Source organism: Fusobacterium mortiferum ATCC 9817, from assembly GCF_000158195.2.
GTDB lineage: Bacteria > Fusobacteriota > Fusobacteriia > Fusobacteriales > Fusobacteriaceae > Fusobacterium_A > Fusobacterium_A mortiferum.
Genome location: NZ_GL987994.1, coordinates 1 through 21,177, shown reverse-complemented (window position 1 = coordinate 21,177; position 21,177 = coordinate 1). Strand labels below are relative to the sequence as shown.

Below are 21,177 nucleotides of genomic sequence, written 5' to 3'. Positions count from 1 at the left end.
TTATGAGCGCTACCGCACAGAGGGCATTGATAAACAATGAAAGCTTTATCAATTGAACAAGCAAGAAATTTTTGAATAGTCTCTTCAATGTAAAGAAAATGATTATAGTAAAAATATTTTTTGACATGAGTTAAAAGATTTGATATATTAATATCAGAGAATATGTGTTTTAAAAGCATGTATATCTCCTTTTGTATATTTTGTTTGGCGACTATATTATACAAAAAAAGAGAGCTGAGTAAAGCATTTTTTTAATGCTACTCAGCTTTTTTTATTTGAAATAATATAAACTGTGTTATAATATAAAAAAATAATTTGAGGTGAAAGGATGTCATTGTTAAAAAAAATACAAAACTATGTAAAAGATTATGCTGAAATAATAGCAGATATATTACAATGTGATGTAGAAATAGCAGATGAAGACCTAGTAAGAATAGCTGGAACTGGGCAATATAGTGAAAATATAAATGAACTATGTAAGGGAATTGTTTATAAAAATGTTTTTGAAACAAAAAAAAGTAGAATATTAATAAACCCTAAAGAAGATGAATTATGTGAAGAGTGTTCTCATAAAGATACTTGTACTGAAACATTAGAGATGTCAGCTCCTATTTTTTATAAGGATAAAGTTATTGGGGTTATTGGATTAATATGTTTTACTGAAGAAGATAAAAAGAGATTATTAAAAAATATGGAAACTTATTTAAAGTTTACAGAAAAAATAGGAGATTTTATATCTGGAAAGGTATTTGAATTAGAAGAAGAGCTTGAAAAAAAAGAGATAATGGGAATAATGAAGCAAATTATTAATAACTATGATAAATGTGTTTTAGTAGTTGATAGTGAAGGGAAAATCTTAGATGCAAATGATTTAGCTTTAAAAGAGTTAAAGATTGAGAGTGGATTAGGATTAGCTTATCAAAGAATAAATATTATTCCTAAAAATGAGGCACTTTTTGGTAAAGATATATTTTCAGCAGAGATTAATAGAGAGAAATATAATTTAATCGGAACTTTAATTCCAGTGACTGGATTTTCTTCAAAGGAATATAAGATATTTTTATTTGAAAACTTTAATTTTGATAAAAGTAAAGAGATATCTAAAAATAAATATGCTGCTAATAATATTTTTCTTGAAGATATAATAAGTAAATCAGAAAAAATGAGTAAGTTAAAAGAAAAAATAAGAAAGATAGCTAAAACACAATCAACAGTACTTATAACTGGAGAAAGTGGAACAGGAAAAGAATTGATAGCAAGAGCTATTCATAATTGTAGTGATAGAGCAAAACAACCATTTATTGCTATTAATTGCGGTGCTATACCAGAAAATCTATTAGAAAGTGAATTGTTTGGATATGTAAAAGGAGCTTTTAGTGGAGCTAGTAATGAGGGAAGAGTAGGAAAATTTGAATTAGCTAATAATGGAGTTATATTTTTAGACGAGATAGGAGAAATGCCATTTTTTCTTCAAGTTAAGCTTTTAAGGGTATTACAAGAAAGAACAATTGTAAGAATTGGTTCTAATAAATTGATAAATTTAAATATCAGAGTGATAGCTGCAACTAATAAAAATTTATTAAAATTGGTAAAAGAAGGGAAATTTAGAGAAGATTTATATTATAGATTAAATGTAATTCCTTTAAAAGTTCCAGCTTTAAGAGAGAGACAAGAAGATATACTATTGTTGAGAGATTATTTAAATACAAAGTATAGTAAGTCATTAGGAAGTTCTAAAATTGTAATGGATGATGATATAAATGAAATATTTTTAAAACATAGCTGGCCTGGGAATGTTAGAGAGTTGGAAAATAGTGTGGAATTTTTATTAAATATGTCAGATGAAAATGGAAATATAGATGAGGAAACAAGAGAGGATTTAAAAAGAAATTTGAAAAGTAATAGTAAATATGATGATAAAATTCTTGAAAAAAAGGTAATAGAAGATGATGAAATAATAACTTTAGAAGAGAGTGAAAAGAGGTTAATTTCTAAAGCCTTAAGAATTTATGGATCTGATACTACTGGAAAAAATATATGTGCTGAGAAATTAGGAATAGGAATAGCAACTTTATATAGAAAAATAGAGAAATATAAATTATAATTTTCTCAAAGTGATAAAAAAAATTATCATAAAAATATCAATAAAATTAATAGAGCAAAAATAAAAAATAAAAAAATGTTTAAAAATAAAAAATAAAAAAATATATTGTTCAGATATTTTTTTTAAAAAAATAATTGCACTAAATATGCACTAATAATGAGAAAAAATTACCTTAATTAAACAAGGTAATTTTTTTTATTTTTTGGCACATAAATTGCTTATATAATCTACTAAAGATATTTTATCAGGAGGGATAATTTTGATATTAAAAAATGGAAGAGTGATAACTCAAGATAAAGATAGACCATACATAGAAGATGGAGCAGTAGTAATAGAGGGAAATAAAATAATAGCTGTAGATACTACAGAAAATATTCTAGCAAAGTACAAAGAGGAAGATATTATTGATGTAGATGGAAAAGTAATAATGCCAGGATTTATCAATACTCATCACCATATTTATAGTGCTTTTGCTAGAGGAATGGCATCATCAGGGAAGCCAAATGAAAACTTTTTAGAAATACTTGAAAATTTATGGTGGAAGATTGATAAAAAATTAAGTTTAGAAGATCTTAAGTATAGTGCTTATACAACATATATAGATTGTATAAAAAAAGGAGTAACAACAGTATTTGATCATAATGCTAGTCCATTTGCAGTAACAGGTAGCTTAGATTCAATAGCAGATGCAGCGAAAGATTTAGGACTTAGAACTTGCCTTTGCTATGAAGTATCAGATAGAGATGGAGAAAAAATTGCTCAAGAAGGAATAGATGAAAATATAAACTTTATAAAGAAATATAATACAGATGAGCAAAACATGATAAAAGGAATGTTTGGATTACATGCTTCATTTACTTTATCAGATGAAACATTAAGAAAATGTGATGAAGAGTTAAAAGGATTAAATGCTGGATATCATGTTCATGTTGCTGAAGGAATAGATGACTTAGAGCAATGCCTAGAAAAATATGGAAAAAGAGTTGTTGAAAGACTAAGAGATATGAATATCTTAGGAGATAAAACTATAGCTGTTCATTGTATCCATGTAACTGATGATGAGTTAAATATTTTAAGAGATACAAATACAATGGTAGTTCACAATCCAGAATCAAATATGGGAAATGCAGTAGGATGTCAACCATTCTTAGAACTACATCAAAAAGGGATAACAATAGGATTAGGAACAGATGGTTATACAAGTGATATGACAGAGTCAATGAAGGTGGCTAATATAATTCATAAACATGTAAAACAAAATCCTTCAGTAGCTTGGGGAGAAGTTCCTGTATCTATGTTTGAAAATAATAGAAAAATAGCTCAAAAATATTTTAGTGGAGATTTAGGAATATTAAGAGCTGGAGCTTTAGCAGATGTGATAGTAGTAGATTACGATCCACTTACTCCTATGAACGAAAATAATATTAATTCACATATTTTATTTGGATTTACAGGAAAAGATGTAGTTACAACTATTATAGATGGTAAAGTAATAATGCAAGATAGAAAACTTGTAGGAATAAATGAGAAAGAGATATTTAAAACATCAAGAGAAGTAGCAAAAAAATTATGGGATAGAATGTAAAAACTATAGATGAGGGAGAGGATATTTTTATGGATGCAACAACTAATAAAGTAGAAAAAGTAGACCAAATGTTACCTATAGGAGATTTAGTTCTTCTTGGGATCCAGCATATAGCTGCTATGTGTGCAGGAGCTATGGCTGTCCCAATAATATTAGGAAATATTTTAGGATTAGATTCTGTACAAATTAACCATTTAGTAAGTGCATCATTTATGATGGCAGGATTAGGAACTTTGATTCAAACACTAGGGATAAAAAACTTTATAGGATCAAGACTTCCTATGGTAGAAGGAGTAAGTTTTGCTGGAGTAGGAGCACTTTCAGCTATTGGATTAACTTATAGTTCAACAGATCCATTAACAGGATTACAAATTATGTTTGGAGCAACATTAGTATCAGGATTATTCTGTTTCTTAATGGCTCCAGTATTTGGAAAATTATTAAAGTTTTTCCCACCACTAGTATCAGGAACAGTAGTTACTTGTATGGGATTATCACTTATTCCAGTAGCCATTAGATGGGCAGGAGGAGTACCAGGAACTCCATCATTTGGAAATTTCCAAAATATTTCACTAGCTTTAATAACTTTAATAATAATAGTTGTTATTCAAAAGTTATCAAAAGGATTTTTAGGAAATATAGCAATCTTAATAGGAATAGTTTTAGGAACATTAATAGCAATATTTATGGGAGTAGCAGACTTCTCAAGTGTTGCAACAGCAGATTTTGTAAATATTAATACACCATTAAAATATGGTATAAAATTTGATATTACAGCAATACTATCATTATTCTTAGTTCAGTTAGTAATAATGACAGATGCTACAGGAAATCAATTAAATCTTTCAAATATTTGTGGTGTAGATGAAAAGGATGCTAAGAGATTAGCAGCAGGACTTAGAGGTCATGGACTTTCATCAATGTTAGCAGGAATTTTTAATACTTTCCCTCACTCACTATTTGGACAAAACGTAGGTATAGCTGCAATTACAGGTGTAGCAAGCCGTTTTGTAGGAACAGCAGCAGGAGTTATCTTATTACTTATAAGCTTCTTCCCAAAAGTAACAGCAGTATTTACTTCAATTCCATCTCCAGTATTAGGAGGAGCAGGAATAATAATGTTCGGTATAGTTGCTGCTAATGGAATAAAAAGATTAGGAGAAGTAAATTATGTTGGAAATAAAAATCTTATGATAGTAGCAACAAGTATTGGAGTAGCTTTAATTCCAATAGCAGTTCCAGAATTTTTCAAATTTTTCCCAGCTTGGGGAAAAATACTTTTCCAAAGTGCAGTTACACTTGGATGTTTAACAGTTTTAATACTAAATGTTGTGTTTAACGAACTTGGAAAAAAGAAATAAAATAAGTAAGTAAAATTAAAATAAAAGCTTTAAAGGATCAATGGAGGAAAAAAATGAGAGATATAATGGTACCTATGTCGTTTGACAAACTGATAAACCAATGCTTAACTGAGTATAGAACTAAAAAATCGTTATTTGATGTAAAAGCAATAGTAACTGCTGATACAGAAAAAAATATGGAATTTTGTGGAAGAGGATTAGAGAGTCCATTAGGAGTAGCAGCAGGACCTCATACTCAATTAGCTCAAAATATAGTTGCTTGTTATGCTGGTGGAGCTAGATTTATAGAGTTAAAAACTGTTCAAGTAATGTATGGAGAAGAGTTAGGAATTCAAAAACCTTGTATTCGTGCTAATGATGAGGGATATAACGTTGAATGGTCATCAGAATTACATGCTTTAGAAGCTATGAATGAATATATTAGAGCATGGTTTGCTACTAAGATAGTTGCAAAAGAGTTTGGATTAGGAAATCCAGATGCTTTCCAATTTAATATGAGTGTTGGATATAACTTAGAGGGAATAAAAACTCCAGCAGTAGATGGTTTCTTAAATGGATTAAATGATGCATCAACTACAAAAGTTTTCCAAGAGTGTAAGCAATATTTATTAGATAACTTACACCTATTTGAAAATGTAGATGCTGATTTTATCAATTCAATTCCAGCTCATGTATGTAATACTATAACATTATCAACTATGCATGGATGTCCAGCAGATGAGATAGAAAAAATTGCAGCTTACTTAATAGAAGAGAAAGGATTTAATACATTTATAAAATGTAACCCTACTCTATTAGGATATGATTATGTAAGAAAAATTATGGACGATATGGGATATGATTATCTATCAATAGATAAACATCAATTTGAAATAGATTTAAAATTTGATCAAGCTGTAAAAATGATAAATAATTTAATAGCTTTAGCAAAAACAAAAGGTGTAAAATTTGGAGTTAAGTTATGTAACACTATGCCAGTTGATATTAAGCATAAAGAGTTACCAGGAAATACAATGTATATGTCAGGAAAAAGCTTATATCCATTAGCAATATCTCTAGCTAAAATATTAGGAGAAGCTATTGGAGAGGGATTAGAAATCTCTTTCTCAGGTGGAGCAGATAAAAATAATATAGATGAGATATTTGAAGCAGGAATCTATCCTATAACTGTATGTACAACTCTATTACAACCTATGGGATATGAAAAATTAGCTAAACTATATGAGCAATTACATGCTATTGAATATCCAACTGCAAGAAAATTAAACCTTGCTAAGATAAATGAATTAGTAGAAAAAGTAAGAACTGATAAAAATTATTGTAAATCAGAGGCTCAAAAAAAGAAAACAGATGAGCATATAAGCTATGAAGGAGTATCTGAAAAAGATAACTTAAAATGTAAAGTACTTTGCCAAACTTGTATCAGAGTATGTCCTAACAGAGCAAATACATATATAGAAACATCAGAAGGAAAAATCTTACTTCATATAGATGATTCATGTAATGAGTGTGGAAACTGTCAATACTTATGTATTCAACCATGTTTACCATATAGAGATAGACTTACTTACTTCTCATCAAAACAAATGATGGAAGAAAGTGAAAATAAAGGACTTTCAATTCAAGGCGATAAATATCTAGTTCGTCTTGAGAAAGAAATTGTAGAGTGTACTTATGATGAGCTTTCAGATTTTATGAAGTCAGTTGTGGACTCAATTAAGAAAACACATTCATATTTAATTTAATTATTCTAAGGAGTAGATTAAGATGGAATTACTTTTAAAGAATGCAAATATTGTTACAGATAAAGAAACTTATATGAGTGATATCTATATAAAAGATGGGGTTATAGTTAATATAGATAAAAAAATTGAAATACCAGGAGTAAAAACTGTAGATATAGGGGGAAAATATCTAGTTCCTGGGGGGATAGATGTACATACTCATTTTGATATAGATGTTGGAATAGCAAGGTCAGCAGATAATTTTTATACTGGAACACTGGCAGCTGCTTGTGGAGGAACAACTACAATAGTAGACCATATGGGGTTTGGACCAAAAGGTTGTAACTTACACCATCAATTAAATCTATATCATGATTTGGCAAAAGATTCTGTAATAGATTATAGCTTTCATGGGGTAATTCAACATATAGATGAAGATATAATAAGTGAGATAGATGAGATGATAAAAGATGGAATTCCATCTTTTAAGGGATACATGACTTATGGATATAAATTATCTGATATGGAAATGTTAAAACTTTCAGAAAAATTAGGAAAAACAGGTGGACTACTTACAGTCCACCCTGAAAATAATGATATAGTGGAATTTTTAAGAGAAAAATTAGCAAATGAAGGAAAACTAGCTCCAATTTATCATGCTAAAAGCAGACCAGATAAATGTGAAGGAGAGGCAGTTAATAGAATGATAGATATTACTGCTCAAACTAATTGTCCACTTTATATAGTTCATCTTTCTTCAAATGAAGCATTGGAACATATAAAAAGAGCTAAAGATAGAGGGCAAAAGATTTATTCAGAAACTTGTCCTCAATATTTAGTATTAGATGAAGAGATGTACAATAGAGAAGATGGAGTAAAATTTATTTGTAGTCCACCTATAAGAGAAAAAAGTAATCAAGAAAAATTATGGGAAGGAATACAACAAGGATATATTCAAACTATTGCTACTGACCATTGTTCTTTTAATTATAAAATGAAGAAAGAGATGGGAGGAGAAGATTTCAGAAAATGTCCAAATGGACTTCCTGGAGTTGAAACAAGAATGCCTATTATGTTTTCTGAAGGAGTATCTAAGGGAAGAATATCAGTAAATAAATTTGTAGAGATAACAAGTACAAATCCAGCTAAGTTATTTGGTATGTATCCTAAAAAAGGGACTATTCAAGTAGGAGCAGATGCAGACCTAGTAGTAATAGATCCTAATTTAACTAAAAAGATAAGCGTTGTAGATTTACATGAAAATGTTGATTATACATCTTTTGAAGGAATAGAAGTAAAAGGATATCCTGTTATGACAATATCTAGAGGGGAGATAATTGTAGAGGATAACAAATTTGTAGGAGAAAAAGGAAGAGGAAGATTTATAAAAAGAGCTTCTTTTGAATATTAAGATTGGAGGATAAGATGGAAGATAAGTTCAGTTTTATAGTAAATGGAAAGACAATAGTTACAACTGAAGATGTAAACTTATTAGATTTTTTAAGAGATGATTTAGGATTAATATCTGTAAAAGATGGTTGTAAAGAGGGAGCTTGTGGAACTTGTACAATACTTGTAGATGGAAAAGCTATGAAATCTTGTATATTTACAACTAAAAAAGTAGCTGGAAAAGAGATTACAACAATTGAAGGATTTACTGAAAGAGAAAAAGAAGTATTTGCATATGCTTTCACAGAGTGTGGAGCTGTTCAATGTGGATTCTGTATTCCAGGAATGGTAGTAGCAGCTAAAGCTCTATTCTTAAGAACATTAGATCCAACTAGTGATGAAGTTAAAAAAGCATTAGTAGGAAATATTTGTAGATGTACTGGATATGTAAAAATAGAGCAAGCTATTATGTTAGCAGCTAAATTATTTAGAGAAAATACACCTGTTCCTCATAGAGAGTGTAAAGGATTAATCGGAACAAATGTTCATAGAGTAGATGCTGAGGCAAAAACTTTAGGAATAGCAAAATATGCTGAAGATTATACAGTAGAAGGAATGTATTATGGAAGTGCTGTAAGAAGTAAATATCCAAGAGCAAAAGTTCTATCTATTGACACATCAGAAGCTTTAAAATTAGAAGGAGTATTAGGAGTACTTACAGCTGATGATGTACCAGGAAAAAATAATATAGGACACTTAGAGTTTATTTCTGACTGGGATGGATTTATACCAGTAGGTGGAATAACTAGATATATTGGAGATGCTGTTGCATTAGTAGTAGCTAAAGATAAGAAAACTCTAGCTGAAGCTAAAAAACTTGTAAAAGTTGAATACGAAGAGTTACCAGGATTATTTACTCCAGAAGAAGCAATGGCAGAAGGAGCTCCATTAATCCACAGTAAACCAAATAACATTTTAGTAAGAGAATTATTAAAAAGAGGAAATTCAGAAGAGGCTATAAAAAATTCTAAATATGTAGTAACTAATACTTACTATACTCCAGCAACTGAACACGCATACTTAGAGCCAGAGTGTGCATTGGCAATACCAACAGAAGATGGAGTACAACTATATACTGCAAGCCAATCAATATTCGATGAGCAAAGAGAAGTTTCAAGATTCTTAGGAATAGAAAAAGAAAAAGTTAGAGTAATCGCTGCTTATGTAGGTGGAGGTTTTGGTGGTAAAGAAGATATGACTGTTCAACACCATGCAGGACTTGCTGCTTATATATTCAAAAAACCAGTTCAAGTACTATTAACAAGACAAGAAAGTATTAATATAAGTACAAAAAGACATGCTATGAAAATAGAGATGACAACAGCTTGTGATGAAAATGGAAAACTTACAGCTATGAAAGCTAAGTTAATTTCTGATACAGGAGCTTATGCATCATTAGGAGGACCAGTATTACAAAGAGCATGTACACATGCAGCTGGACCATATAACTATCAAAATATAGATATTGAAGGAATAGCAGTTTATACAAATAATCCACCTGCTGGAGCATTTAGAGGATTTGGAGTTACTCAATCAGCTTTTGCAATTGAATCAAATATAAACCAATTAGCTGAGATGGTAGGAATTACTCCATGGGAAATGAGATATAGAAATGCTATTAGACCTGGACAAGTATTACCAAATGGACAAATTGCTGATGAAGGAACAGCATTAGTAGAAACATTAGAAGCAGTAAAAGATATATATGATAATAACAAAATAGTAGGAATAGCTTGTGCTATGAAAAACGCTGGTATAGGAGTTGGATTACCAGATATAGGAAGATGTAGAATAACAATAGTTGATGGAGAGATAAGAGTAAGAACATCAGCTGCATGTATAGGTCAAGGAATTGCTACTGTATGTAAACAAATGGTTTGTGAAACAATTGGAGTAGATCCTAAATTAGTAGTAGTAGAAGGACCAGATACTCATGTAACTCCTAACTCAGGAACTACAACAGCATCTAGACAAACTGTATTTACAGGGGAAGCAACAAGACAAGCAGCATTAGCTCTTAAGAAAGAGTTAGAAACAAAAACTTTAGCTGAATTAGAAGGTTGGGACCACTATGCAGAATATTCTGGAATAACAGATAAGATGGGATACGACAAACCAAATCCTGTAAGCCACGTAGCTTATGGATATGCAACTCAAGTAGTTGTATTAGATGAAGCTGGAAAAGTTACAAAAGTAGCAGCAGCTCATGATGTAGGAAAAGCTATTAACCCAAGAGCACTAGAAGGACAAATTGAAGGTGGAGTTGTAATGGGATTAGGATTTGCTTTAACTGAGGTTATGCCAATAGTTAAAGGAGTTCCTCAAGTCAAGTTTGGAACTTTAGGACTATTCAGAGCAACTAATGTACCTGAAATAGAAACTACAATAGTAGAGAAAAATAAAGCAGAATTAGCATATGGAGCAAAAGGAGTAGGAGAGATTACTGTTATTCCTACAGCACCAGCAGTTCAAAATGCTTACTATAAATATGATGGAGTATTTAGAACTTCATTACCTTTAGAAAAAACAGCATATAAAAAATAATTTGAGGAGTGATATAGATGAAAAAAGTAATTCACACAGAAAAAGCACCAGCAGCTTTAGGACCATATTCACAAGCTATAGAGGCTAATGGAATGTTATTTGTATCAGGACAAATCCCATTTGTTCCAGAAACAATGACATTAGTATCTGATGATGTAAAAGCTCAAACAAGACAATCATTAGAAAACGTAAAAGCAATAGTAGAAGCAGCTGGATATTCAATGAAAGATGTTGTAAAAGCAGGAGTATTCATCAAAGATATGAACGACTTCGCAGCAATCAACGAAGTATACAATGAGTATCTTGGAGATGTAAAACCAGCAAGAGCTTGTGTAGAAGTAGCAAGACTTCCAAAAGATGTAAAAGTTGAAATAGAAGTTATCGCTGTTAAATAGTTAAACTCAGATAAAAAGCTGAAGGGAATTTTCTCTTCAGCTTTTTATTTATATTTACTTATATTAAAAACGATAATATAAATTAGTAGATAATATTGAGTCTGCTTTTTTGAACTCGTCAAATCTTATATCTAAATTAATTCCAACTCCAAAGTTTTCTGAGAAACTTTTTTCAATACCTGTTCCAATCCAAGTTGTGTTTTTAATTTGATTTATTCCTTTAAAAGTATGTTCAGTAGAACTATTGTTAAATTTTCCTTTAAAACTTAAATCTCTATTTCCAATATTGATTTGTTGATTGATATGTGAAGTAAATTTTAAATTTTCATTAATTTTATAATCACTACGTAATCCTAAGATAATATTTTGTTGTATATATGTTTTATTTTTAGCAGTAATCCCCCAACTAACATTATTTTCATCAAATCCTTTTCTATCTAAAATATCTAATGAGAAACCAGCATATGGGGTAATATATTTGAAGTCTTTTCCAAGTTCTAAATATGTAGAATACATAATATCGTTATGCTTTATCTTTCCATTTTGTAAACTTCCATCTTGAGCTAGAAGAGAACGATTTACTTCAGTATCAAAATTTGTTATTCCTATACGAGATAAGATATAATTATTATTTTCAAGATATTTTTTACCATAAAGAGATAGACCAACAGAGTCACTTTTATATTTTCCAGCAAATTTATTAAAGTCTGCACTACCATTAGAATAAGATATTGCAACTCCCACTTGATTGTTACCAAGTCTTCTATCAATACCAAAATGTCCACCATTAATTTTAGTATCAGCTGAAGCATAACCCTCTTTTTTTAGTTTCCCATTAGCCCCTTGGAAAGAAGCCCAACCTTGCCAATTAAAATCACTTTCATAAAAATCTTTTAATGTAGCTAAATGGTTTGAAATACCAGTATTAATATTTTGAGATTGTATAAAGTTTAGAGCTTGAGCAGATGCATAAATCTCTCCTGAAATAATTTCAGTGCTTGTTTTAAAAGTATCATTAGACATTGTTAATATTGTATTACCAAGTTCTTTCTCATTAGGAGTAAGAGTCCCTTTTTGATATTTTTCATCTAATTCTTTTAAGACAGTCTCTATTTTTTCAGCTGTATTTTTTGAACTTTCTCCAGCTTCTCCAAGATAAGCAATAGCATTTTCTCTTGATACAGTAGCAACTAATTTATTTTGAGTTTTTTCTAAAGAGATATTCCTCATTCCATTGATATTTATGTCTTCTATATCTCCAGTTATATTTTTAGCTTCTAAAATTTCTATATTTTCCTTGTTAGATGAAATGTAATTATTAGCTTCTAAATTAAGTATTAAATTATTAACATTAGCTTTATTTAAGATAGTTAATTTAGAACCTTGTGGAATAGTTAGAGTACCTCCATTATTATTATACTCTCCTAAAAAAGCTCTAGTTCCAGTTAATTTTAAATTTCCTTCATTTGTAACAGAAGAAAATTTCTCTTCTCCATCATCATATTTTATATATCCAACAACTGAATCATTATGTAAAACTAGAGTTCCCTTATCTTTGATATCTATTCCCGAAATATGTTTTTTATATATTTCAAGAGTACCTTCTTCTATTTTTGATTTTTTCCAAAAGTTATTATCGCCAGTTAGGACTAAAGTTCCTTCTCCTTTCTTTTTAACTCCAGAATCTCCATGAATATTATTTTCAAAATAGCTAATTGTATTTTTAGGAATATTAGCATTAAAATAATAATTCCAATCATTTGTATCTAAATTTTTAGGAGAAGCACTTAATAATGTTTCTAAAAAAGCACCTGGTCCTTTTAATGCTCTTTCTGTATTTAAAACTCCCCAACCATTTTTATAATCAGCTTGAGTTTCTTCAAATCTTTTATTTTCTTCAATGCCATTTCCTACTCCAACTTTATTAGTTGTTGTGAAAAGCGTCATTCTAACATCATTATTAGTCATCCAAGGAAATTTTGTTGCTACTTGTATAGCAGCATTTGAGACTCTAGGAGCAGCGAAAGAGGAACCATACTTACTTCCTACATTTCCATCAGCAGATATACTCCAATTTTTTGCAACACCTGCATAAGCTAAGTGCTGAGGGTAATAGTTTGAATTATTATTATTTCCATCAACCCCCACTACTGATATCCAACCTTTTTCAATGTTGCTTTTAATCATAGGAGCAGCAGCTTGGAGTCCAGCATTAGAAAGAGTTTGATTTCTTAAGTCAAGATTTCCATTTGACCAAATAAATAATGCATTATCCGCATTGATAGCTTCTTCATAGAAAGTTAAGCTTTCCTTTCCAGAATTATATATATCTTCGATATTACCTGTAGTTTTTAAACTAATAGCTTTTAAAAGCTCTTCACGAAATCTTTTTTTATCAGCATATATTTCTCTTTCATCTTTTGATGTCAGAGTAGAACCCCAAGATTGATTGAAGATTTTTACTTTTTTATTATTTTCACTATCTCCTTTTTTCATTTCTGTTAAAATTTTTTTATAGTCATCTAGGGAGAATTTTATTATATCTTGATTTCCATATTTAGAGCTTAGACTTGCAGCTACTATTTTTGGAGATATTCCATTAAGTAAAGTATCTAAAACTAACTCTCCGTGGTCAGTATAATTATTCTCATTTTTTTCTAATATAGTAATTTTATCTCCATATTTTTTTTCTAATTCATTACGATGAGTTAAAAAATTACTATCTAATATTCCTACTATTAGATTTTCACCCTTAGTATCAACTTGTGGAATTGTAGGTTTTGAGAAAACTAAAAGGTTAGGAAGTACTCCAGTAATAATTTGTTGATAATTATTGGTTAATTTAGGTTTTTCAATTTCATCTATTTTAGGATTTTCAATGGCAGGAGTATAAATTTCAGGATTTTTAGAAATTATTTTAGTAGGGGTTATACTTCTAGGAGCATTACTACCTCCACCTCCACTACCACAACTTGTTATCAAAAGAACTAAACATACTTGAAAAATTGGATTTTTAATATAATCATATTTTCTTTTCACTTTACTACCTCGTTTGCTAAAAATTTTATTTTATTCAAAAGTATTATATAATAAAAAAATTTTTTTTGTTTTTTTATGCTTGAAATTTTAAATTTTATACATAAAAAGTTGTTTTTTAAACTTTTATAAAAAAACTTGATTAATTTTAATATATAAACTAAAATTTATAAAAGAATTAAGAGTGATAAAATTATAAGGAGTTGGTAGATTGTGAGTAGTTATAAAAAAATAGGGATAATACTTTTTTTTACACTTATATTCTCGATAATATGTCTAGAAGTTTCAAAAGAGAAAAAAGATTTTATATATGTAATACCTAATATAAAAAATGTTGAAATATTGAATCCAAACTTTGGAAGTTATAAATTAGAAAGTATGAGTTCAAATATTAATAAAGATGAGATAAAACAACTTAATATTTTAAATGGGAGTATATTTTATAATGTACCTAATGGAGATTATAAAATTATAGGTGAATATTTTCAGGATAGAGATGAAGTAACTATAAAAAAAGAAAAAGATTGGGAAAAGATTCATCTTAATTTAGAAGGTGTAAACTTTACAAGTATAGAGGAAAAGTTTTTGATATTTCTAACAATATTATTAATAACTTTTAATGGTTATCTTTATTGTAATATTTATAAAAAATTACCTAAAAAAGTATTTTAAATTACTCTTTTTTTCTTTTAACTTTAAAAATTATTTTGAGTTTAAGATTATTTCCTACCAATAATTTTATAATTTTATTAGATTTTATAATAACGAGAGTAATTTTTTATATGTTAATATTTTATTTCATTCAAAATATATTTCCTAAAAAAATGAAAAAAATAAGAATATTAACTTATACTATATTGGGAATAATTTACTTCTATAATGTAGTAATAGCTTTAATAATTTATTCTCCACAATTTTTAATTTATTTAATAGACGAACACAAAGAGTTTTTAAGAGTTCTATCTTTTTTAAGAAAAAATATAGACTTAAGTAGAGTTTTATTTTTGTTATTAATTATGATATTTTTTAATAATAGAAAAAAGATAAAGAAAGAAAATATATTTAGTTGGGGTATTATTTGGATTTCCTTTTTTCTTTTAGAGTTTTTTAGAGAGTTTTTTCCAGTTGCAGAAAACTTAACTTATTTTATTGATTTAATGGAATTATTTTCACTCTATTGGTTTTTTATATTTTATACTTTTAAGATATATAGTAGAAATGTTTTAAGAGTAATACTATATTCTATGACAATTACTTTAAGCTATGTATCTCTTTTTTATTTTAAAAATATATCAGAATCAGCTATAATTTTGGGAACTGTTATTTTATTAGATTTTTATGCTCTTACAATCAATAAAATTATGTATGTAGAAACTCCTAAGATAGAACATATTTATAATAGATTATGTATTATAAATAATATAGAGGAATTTGAAAGAATTTTAGCAAATGAAATTAATAAAGAACTTTATTTAGATGAGGTTAGAGTAAAAATATTAATTCATAAAAAAGAAATTTTAAATTATGTAGAAGAAAATTTAGAAGATAGTAATATATTACCAAAAGAAATATTAAAATTAAAAAGATATGATTATGCTTATAAAATAGGTTTTGATAAAAATAAGGAGATTGCTCTTGTTTTTATTAAGGAAAATGAAAATTCTTTATCTTTAGCAGAGCAGAATTTTTTATCTGAATTATTTATTAAAAGTGCAAATCTAATAAATAAATTGAGAATAGAATATCTTTATAGGGAGGTAAAATAGATGAAAATAGGTTTGAATGTAGATGAAAATTTGAAGACCCTTTTTGATGAAATTTCCTCTTTAGAATATTTAGATATAGAAGTAGATGAATGTAAGTTAGATGATATTGATATAATTATAATTGATACAAGGAAAGAAAAATTAAATGAATATTTAACCAAATATAAGCAAAAGGGAATTTTGATAATAGCTCTAGTAGGAGAAGAGGATATATATAAAATGAGAGAGTTATTTTTAAGTGGATTAATAGATGATTGTATAGTGAGAAAAGATATTTTTAGGGTAGAAGAGAGTATTGCTAAATTTTTATCTCAAGGGAAAAAATATGATATTTTTTATCTTTCAGATACATTTAAAAAGGGCGTGTATAAATTTTCAGAAGTAAACTATATAACTTATTCAAGTGTTAATAGAAGAGTTGAATTTCATTTGGTTAATTCTGAAATTTTTGATGTGAAAAAAAGTTTTTCTGAGATAGAAGAAAGAATAAAGAATGTAAATAATTTTTATAAATTAGATAGAAGTACAATAATTAATCTCAATCTAATTCAAATTTTAGATTTTAAAGAGGAACAGATAATATTTAAGAATAAAGAGTATATTTATACAAGTAAAATAAAATTAAAAGAGTTAGAAAATAATTATTTAAAGGATAAAAAATGGAACTTTTTAATATTTTAAACTAGATTAAAATATTAGGTAAATAGAATAAAATTGATAAATGTGGTATAATATAAAAAAATATAGTTTAAGGAGTAAAAATGGCAACAAAAAGTTTAGAAAGACTTATAGATGAATTTAATAAATTACCAGGAATAGGAAGAAAAAGTGCTGCTAGACTTGCTTTTCATGTATTAGAGATGAGAGAGGAACAGGTGGAAAGTTTTATAGAAGCACTTCGTGAAGCTAAAGAGGTAATTAAAAGATGCCCTAAGTGTGGAGATTTTTGTGAAAATGATCTATGTGATATCTGTAGTAATGAACTGAGAGATAGTCATACTATATGCGTAGTAGAGGATAGTAGAGATGTTATATCTTTTGAAAAAATGGGAAAATATAAGGGAATGTATCATATATTAGGTGGAAAAATTGCCCCACTTAATGGAATTACTCCTGATAAATTAAATATAAAATCTCTTTTAGAGAGAGTAACAGTAGATGAGGTAGAAGAGGTAATCTTAGCTCTTAATCCAGATTTAGAGGGGGAAACAACAGCTTTATATCTAACGAAATTATTAAAGCCTTTTGGTATAAAGGTAACTAAGATAGCAAGTGGAATTCCAATGGGAGGAAATATAGAGTTTGCTGATAGTGCAACTATCTCTAGAGCTTTAGAGGGAAGACAAGAGGTATAATGACACATACTAGACATATAAAAATAGTAAAATAAAAAAAGGAGATATTATGATAGAAACACCTAGAGGAAATAGAGTACATATAGCAATTTATGGTAGGACTAATGCTGGAAAATCTAGTCTTATAAATAAAATAACAAATCAAAGTATATCTCTTGTATCAGAAACAAGAGGAACTACAACTGACCCAGTATATAAAGCTATGGAACTTTTACCAATAGGTCCAGTAGTATTTATAGATACAGCTGGAATAGATGATACTACTGAGTTAGGAGAGTTGAGAGTAAAAAAGACAAAAGAGATTTTAAATAAGATGGATATAGCTCTTCTTTTAATTTCAACAGAGGTAGTTTTAGAAAATCAAGAGTTAAATTATGAAAAAGAGTGGATAAGAGAGATAAAAAAAAGAGAGAAACCCTTTATAGTAATTTTAAATAAGGTGGATTTAGTTTCAGTAGAAAAACTTCAAGAGATAGAAGAAAAAGTAAAAAGAGAGTTAGGATGTGAAATAAGTAAAGTTACTACTTCAAGAGAGGAGAGTATACAGACAATAAAAAATAAAATTATAGAGTATGCTCCAAAGATTGTAGTAGAGGAAAAACTTATAGGAGATAAGATAAAGATAGGAGATAAAATTTTATTAGTAGCTCCCCAAGATATACAAGCTCCTAAAGGAAGACTTATATTACCACAGGTTCAAGTAATAAGAGATATATTAGATAATGGTGGGATTCCTACTGTTGTAACTTTAGATAACCTAAAAGAGGGATTAGCTATTTTTCAATGGAAACCAGATTTAGTAATTACAGATTCTCAAGTATTTAAGACAGTAGATGAAATACTAGATAAAGAAGTACCACTTACATCTTTCTCTATAATTATGGCAAGAGCTAAGGGAGATTTAGAGACTCTATATAGAGGAGCTAAGAGAATAAATAGTTTAAAAGAGGGAGATAGGGTTTTAATAGCTGAAGCTTGTACTCATCATCAGCTAAAGGGAGATATAGCTAGGGAAAAACTTCCAATGCTTTTACAGAAAAAAGCTGGTAGATTAGAGATAGATAATTGTTCAGGTAAAGATTTTCCAGAGGATATTTCTAAATATAGTTTGGTAATACATTGTGGTTCTTGTATGTTAAATAGAGCAGAAACTATAAGTAGATTGGGAGAATGTTCAAATAAAGAGATTCCAATTACAAATTTTGGAATGGCAATAGCTGAGATAAATGGAATATTAGATAGAGTAATGGAGATTTTTAAGGAGGGATAATTATGAAAAAGTTTATAATTATGTCAATGTTAATAGTGGGAAGCATTGCCCAAGCTAGCTGGTGGGGAGAATTAAGTGGTGGAACAAGAGCTGCTATAATTGGTGGTTCAGCACTGATATTAAATAATTCTTATCAAAATAGTGAGATAAAACATCAAAGAGATTTAGATAAGTTAGATACTCAAATAAGAAGGGATTATGAAAAACAAGCAGTAGCTGAAAATGCCCATAGAAAATATAGCGGTTCAGGAGTACCAGCTAGATTAAAATATCCTACTGCCAATAATTATAGTGGACAAGGATATGAGGCAGAGATGAGAAGAAGTGCTCCACAACAAGGAAAAATTATATTTTCAGATGGAAAAACTCAGATAATAGAGTTAGCAGATGGAACAAGAATTACTTTAAATCAATAAGCAAAAATAAAAATATTGTAACTCAAAAAATTATAATAAACTAAAAAAATCAAGAATGGCAAAAAAGTCATTCTTGATTTTTTATATTTCTAGTAAATTTTTTAAATTGAAATCTGGACAGAGAAAGAGTAAAGAAAAAGGAAAAACAAATTGCAATTTACACTAAAAAGATCTATAATAAAGTATAAAGAATCTTAAATTGAGGTGGTAAGATGAAAAAAATTATTATTATTGGTGGAGTAGCTGCTGGAATGAGTGCAGCAGCAAAGGCAAAAAGATTAAATCCTGAATTAGAAATAGTAGTATATGAGAAAACAGATATAGTTTCATGGGGAGCTTGTGGGTTACCTTATTATGTGGGAGATTTTTATCAAGATGCTAATATAATGATAGCTAGAGAGCCTGAGCAATTTGCAAAGGATGGAATAGTTGTTAAAAGTTTGCATGAAGTAATAGATATAGATATAACTAAGAAAGAAGTTTTAGTTTTAAATAAAAAAACAGGAGAAAAATTTTATGATAGTTATGATGAAGTGATAGTAACAACTGGAGCATCTGCTATTAGACCCAATATAAAGAATATAGATTCTGAAAATATCTTTAATTTAAAGGATTTTAGAGATGGAATAGAATTGAAAAAAGCTATGTTAAAAGAGGAGAATAGAAAAGTAATTATTATAGGAGCTGGGTATATAGGTCTAGAAGCTGGAGAAGCAGCTAGACATTTAAACAAAGAAGTAAAGATAATTCAATTATCTTCAAGAGTACTGCCAGGAAGCTTTGATAAAGAGATTACAGATTTAATGGAAGAGGAATTAAATAATACAGAAAATCTTGATTTACATTTAGAAGAGAGTGTAGAAGAATTTATAGCTAAAGATGGAAAGGTTGTTGGAGTTAAGACAAATAAAGGAGAATACCCAGCTGATATTGTTATAGTAGCAATAGGAGTAAAGCCAAATACAGAATTTTTAAAAGATAAAGGTTTTAATATGCTTAGAAACGGAGCTCTTATAATAGATAGCAAAGGTAGAACCAATGTAGAGGGAGTATATGCAGCTGGAGATTGTGCTAGTGTTTATCATAAGGTAAGAAAGGAAAATGTATATATTCCACTAGCAACTACTTCTAATAAAATAGGAAGAGTAGTTGGGGAGCATCTTGCTGGAGTTGAGATAGAATTTGCTGGAACACTTGGATCAGCAGCAATTAAAGTAATGAATTTAGAAGCTGGAAGAACAGGAATTACAGAGGAAGAAGCTAAAGAGTTGAATATACCTTATGGAAGTGTATTTATAGAAGATGCTAATCAAACAGGATATTACCCTGGACAGGAAGATTTGTTTGCTAAGTTAATTTTCCATAAAGAAACAAGAGAAGTTTTAGGAGGACAGTTAATTGGTAAGAAAGGAGCAGTATTAAGAGTAGATGTATTAGCAGCTGCTATTGATAAACATATGACAATAGATGAATTAGGAATGTTAGATTTATGTTATGCTCCACCTTTTGCACTTACATGGGATACAATTAATACCCTTGGAAATGTGGCAAAATCAAAATTAAAGTAAAAACTTATCTAGGTAAATGATAAATTTAAGAATAACGAAGATTGAGAAGAATAAATAGAGCAAGTCAGCGAAGGTAAACGCTAAAAAACACAACTGTTTGAGACGAAGTCGAGTTTTCCAATAGTAGAGGAGTTTTAATTCCTACTACTATTGAGACACAGAAATTTATTTTCTGTGTTACACTAAGGAAGCACTGAAAGCTTTTGCTTTCTGTGTCTCAAAATTCTTAAAGAGCTAAAGCTCTTAGAATTTTGGAAGCCGTACTTGCTCTTTATTCTTTGAACGAAAGTTATTCTTAAATCTCTACTCAAGTGAACCTCCCCCACTTAAAATTACTTTGTAATTTTTGAAGTGGGAGCTTCTTCTTGGGAAGTAGTTGCTTTTGTTAGCCAACTATATTTACCAAGCTAACCCCGTAGTTCCTACGGTTCTTTTTATTTTTAGACTGCTTGTTTTATTCTTAGACCTTCAGTCAATATATTTTTAGCTGCGTTTATATCTCTATCGTGATGAGTATGACAAACTGAACAAGTCCACTCTCTTACATCAAGAGTTTTCTTGCCATCTTTATAACCACATACAGAGCATATTTGACTTGATGGAT

At 28.9% G+C, this 21,177-nt stretch carries 16 protein-coding genes; 14 read left to right on the top strand and 2 right to left on the bottom strand.

Annotated features, from left to right (window positions below):
• The first annotated feature begins 328 nt into the window (after positions 1-328).
• From FMAG_RS09730 to FMAG_RS09700, 7 genes are all read left to right on the top strand, one after another.
• Positions 329-2,104, top strand: a complete 1,776-nt coding sequence (locus FMAG_RS09730) for a sigma-54 interaction domain-containing protein (RefSeq protein ID WP_005886301.1) — start codon at positions 329-331, stop codon at positions 2,102-2,104.
• Positions 2,105-2,363: 259 nt separating this feature from the next.
• Positions 2,364-3,689 (top strand): putative aminohydrolase SsnA, encoded by a 1,326-nt coding sequence (gene ssnA / locus FMAG_RS09725; RefSeq protein ID WP_005886299.1) that lies wholly within the window; start codon positions 2,364-2,366, stop codon positions 3,687-3,689.
• Between the two features lie 29 nt (positions 3,690-3,718).
• Positions 3,719-5,050: a nucleobase:cation symporter-2 family protein gene (locus FMAG_RS09720; protein ID WP_005886297.1), complete on the top strand. Its 1,332-nt coding sequence runs from the start codon at positions 3,719-3,721 to the stop codon at positions 5,048-5,050.
• Positions 5,051-5,103: 53 nt separating this feature from the next.
• Positions 5,104-6,795, top strand: coding sequence for a hypothetical protein (locus tag FMAG_RS09715; protein ID WP_005886295.1), 1,692 nt, complete (start codon positions 5,104-5,106; stop codon positions 6,793-6,795).
• Between the two features lie 22 nt (positions 6,796-6,817).
• Positions 6,818-8,185 carry a dihydropyrimidinase gene (gene hydA, locus FMAG_RS09710; RefSeq protein ID WP_005886293.1) on the top strand — a complete coding sequence of 456 codons (1,368 nt, stop codon included), beginning with the start codon at positions 6,818-6,820 and terminating at the stop codon, positions 8,183-8,185.
• 14 nt (positions 8,186-8,199) lie between these two features.
• Positions 8,200-10,767, top strand: a complete 2,568-nt coding sequence (gene xdh / locus FMAG_RS09705) for a selenium-dependent xanthine dehydrogenase (protein ID WP_005886291.1) — start codon at positions 8,200-8,202, stop codon at positions 10,765-10,767.
• 17 nt (positions 10,768-10,784) lie between these two features.
• Positions 10,785-11,162 (top strand): RidA family protein, encoded by a 378-nt coding sequence (locus FMAG_RS09700; protein ID WP_005886289.1) that lies wholly within the window; start codon positions 10,785-10,787, stop codon positions 11,160-11,162.
• Positions 11,163-11,225: 63 nt separating this feature from the next.
• Here FMAG_RS09700 and FMAG_RS09695 read toward each other — a convergent pair whose 3' ends face one another.
• Positions 11,226-14,201: an autotransporter serine protease gene (locus FMAG_RS09695; RefSeq protein ID WP_005886287.1), complete on the bottom strand. Its 2,976-nt coding sequence runs from the start codon at positions 14,199-14,201 to the stop codon at positions 11,226-11,228.
• Positions 14,202-14,411: 210 nt separating this feature from the next.
• Here FMAG_RS09695 and FMAG_RS09690 point away from each other — a divergent pair, with 210 nt between their 5' ends.
• The 7 genes from FMAG_RS09690 (at position 14,412) to FMAG_RS09660 (ending at position 20,573) form a co-directional block, all read left to right on the top strand.
• Positions 14,412-14,870: a hypothetical protein gene (locus FMAG_RS09690; protein WP_005886285.1), complete on the top strand. Its 459-nt coding sequence runs from the start codon at positions 14,412-14,414 to the stop codon at positions 14,868-14,870.
• A gap of 110 nt (positions 14,871-14,980) precedes the next feature.
• Positions 14,981-15,964 (top strand): hypothetical protein, encoded by a 984-nt coding sequence (locus FMAG_RS09685; protein ID WP_005886283.1) that lies wholly within the window; start codon positions 14,981-14,983, stop codon positions 15,962-15,964.
• Positions 15,965-16,645 carry a LytTR family transcriptional regulator DNA-binding domain-containing protein gene (locus FMAG_RS09680; RefSeq protein ID WP_005886281.1) on the top strand — a complete coding sequence of 227 codons (681 nt, stop codon included), beginning with the start codon at positions 15,965-15,967 and terminating at the stop codon, positions 16,643-16,645.
• 80 nt (positions 16,646-16,725) lie between these two features.
• Complete coding sequence (recR, locus tag FMAG_RS09675; RefSeq protein ID WP_005886279.1) at positions 16,726-17,319, top strand: recombination mediator RecR; 594 nt, start codon at positions 16,726-16,728, stop codon at positions 17,317-17,319.
• A gap of 49 nt (positions 17,320-17,368) precedes the next feature.
• Entirely contained in the window at positions 17,369-18,589 is a 1,221-nt protein-coding gene (hydF, locus tag FMAG_RS09670) for a [FeFe] hydrogenase H-cluster maturation GTPase HydF (RefSeq protein WP_005886277.1), read from the top strand.
• 2 nt (positions 18,590-18,591) lie between these two features.
• Complete coding sequence (locus tag FMAG_RS09665) at positions 18,592-19,005, top strand: hypothetical protein (RefSeq protein ID WP_005886275.1); 414 nt, start codon at positions 18,592-18,594, stop codon at positions 19,003-19,005.
• Between the two features lie 212 nt (positions 19,006-19,217).
• A complete protein-coding gene (locus FMAG_RS09660; protein ID WP_005886274.1) occupies positions 19,218-20,573 on the top strand; it encodes a CoA-disulfide reductase in 1,356 nt (451 codons plus the stop codon).
• Between the two features lie 440 nt (positions 20,574-21,013).
• On the opposite strand, the gene FMAG_RS13615 is transcribed toward FMAG_RS09660, so the two are convergent.
• The gene (locus FMAG_RS13615; RefSeq protein WP_370514165.1) at positions 21,014-21,163 is read right to left on the bottom strand and encodes a zinc ribbon domain-containing protein; all 150 of its coding nucleotides are present in this window, start codon (positions 21,161-21,163) and stop codon (positions 21,014-21,016) included.
• Positions 21,164-21,177 lie beyond the last annotated feature (14 nt).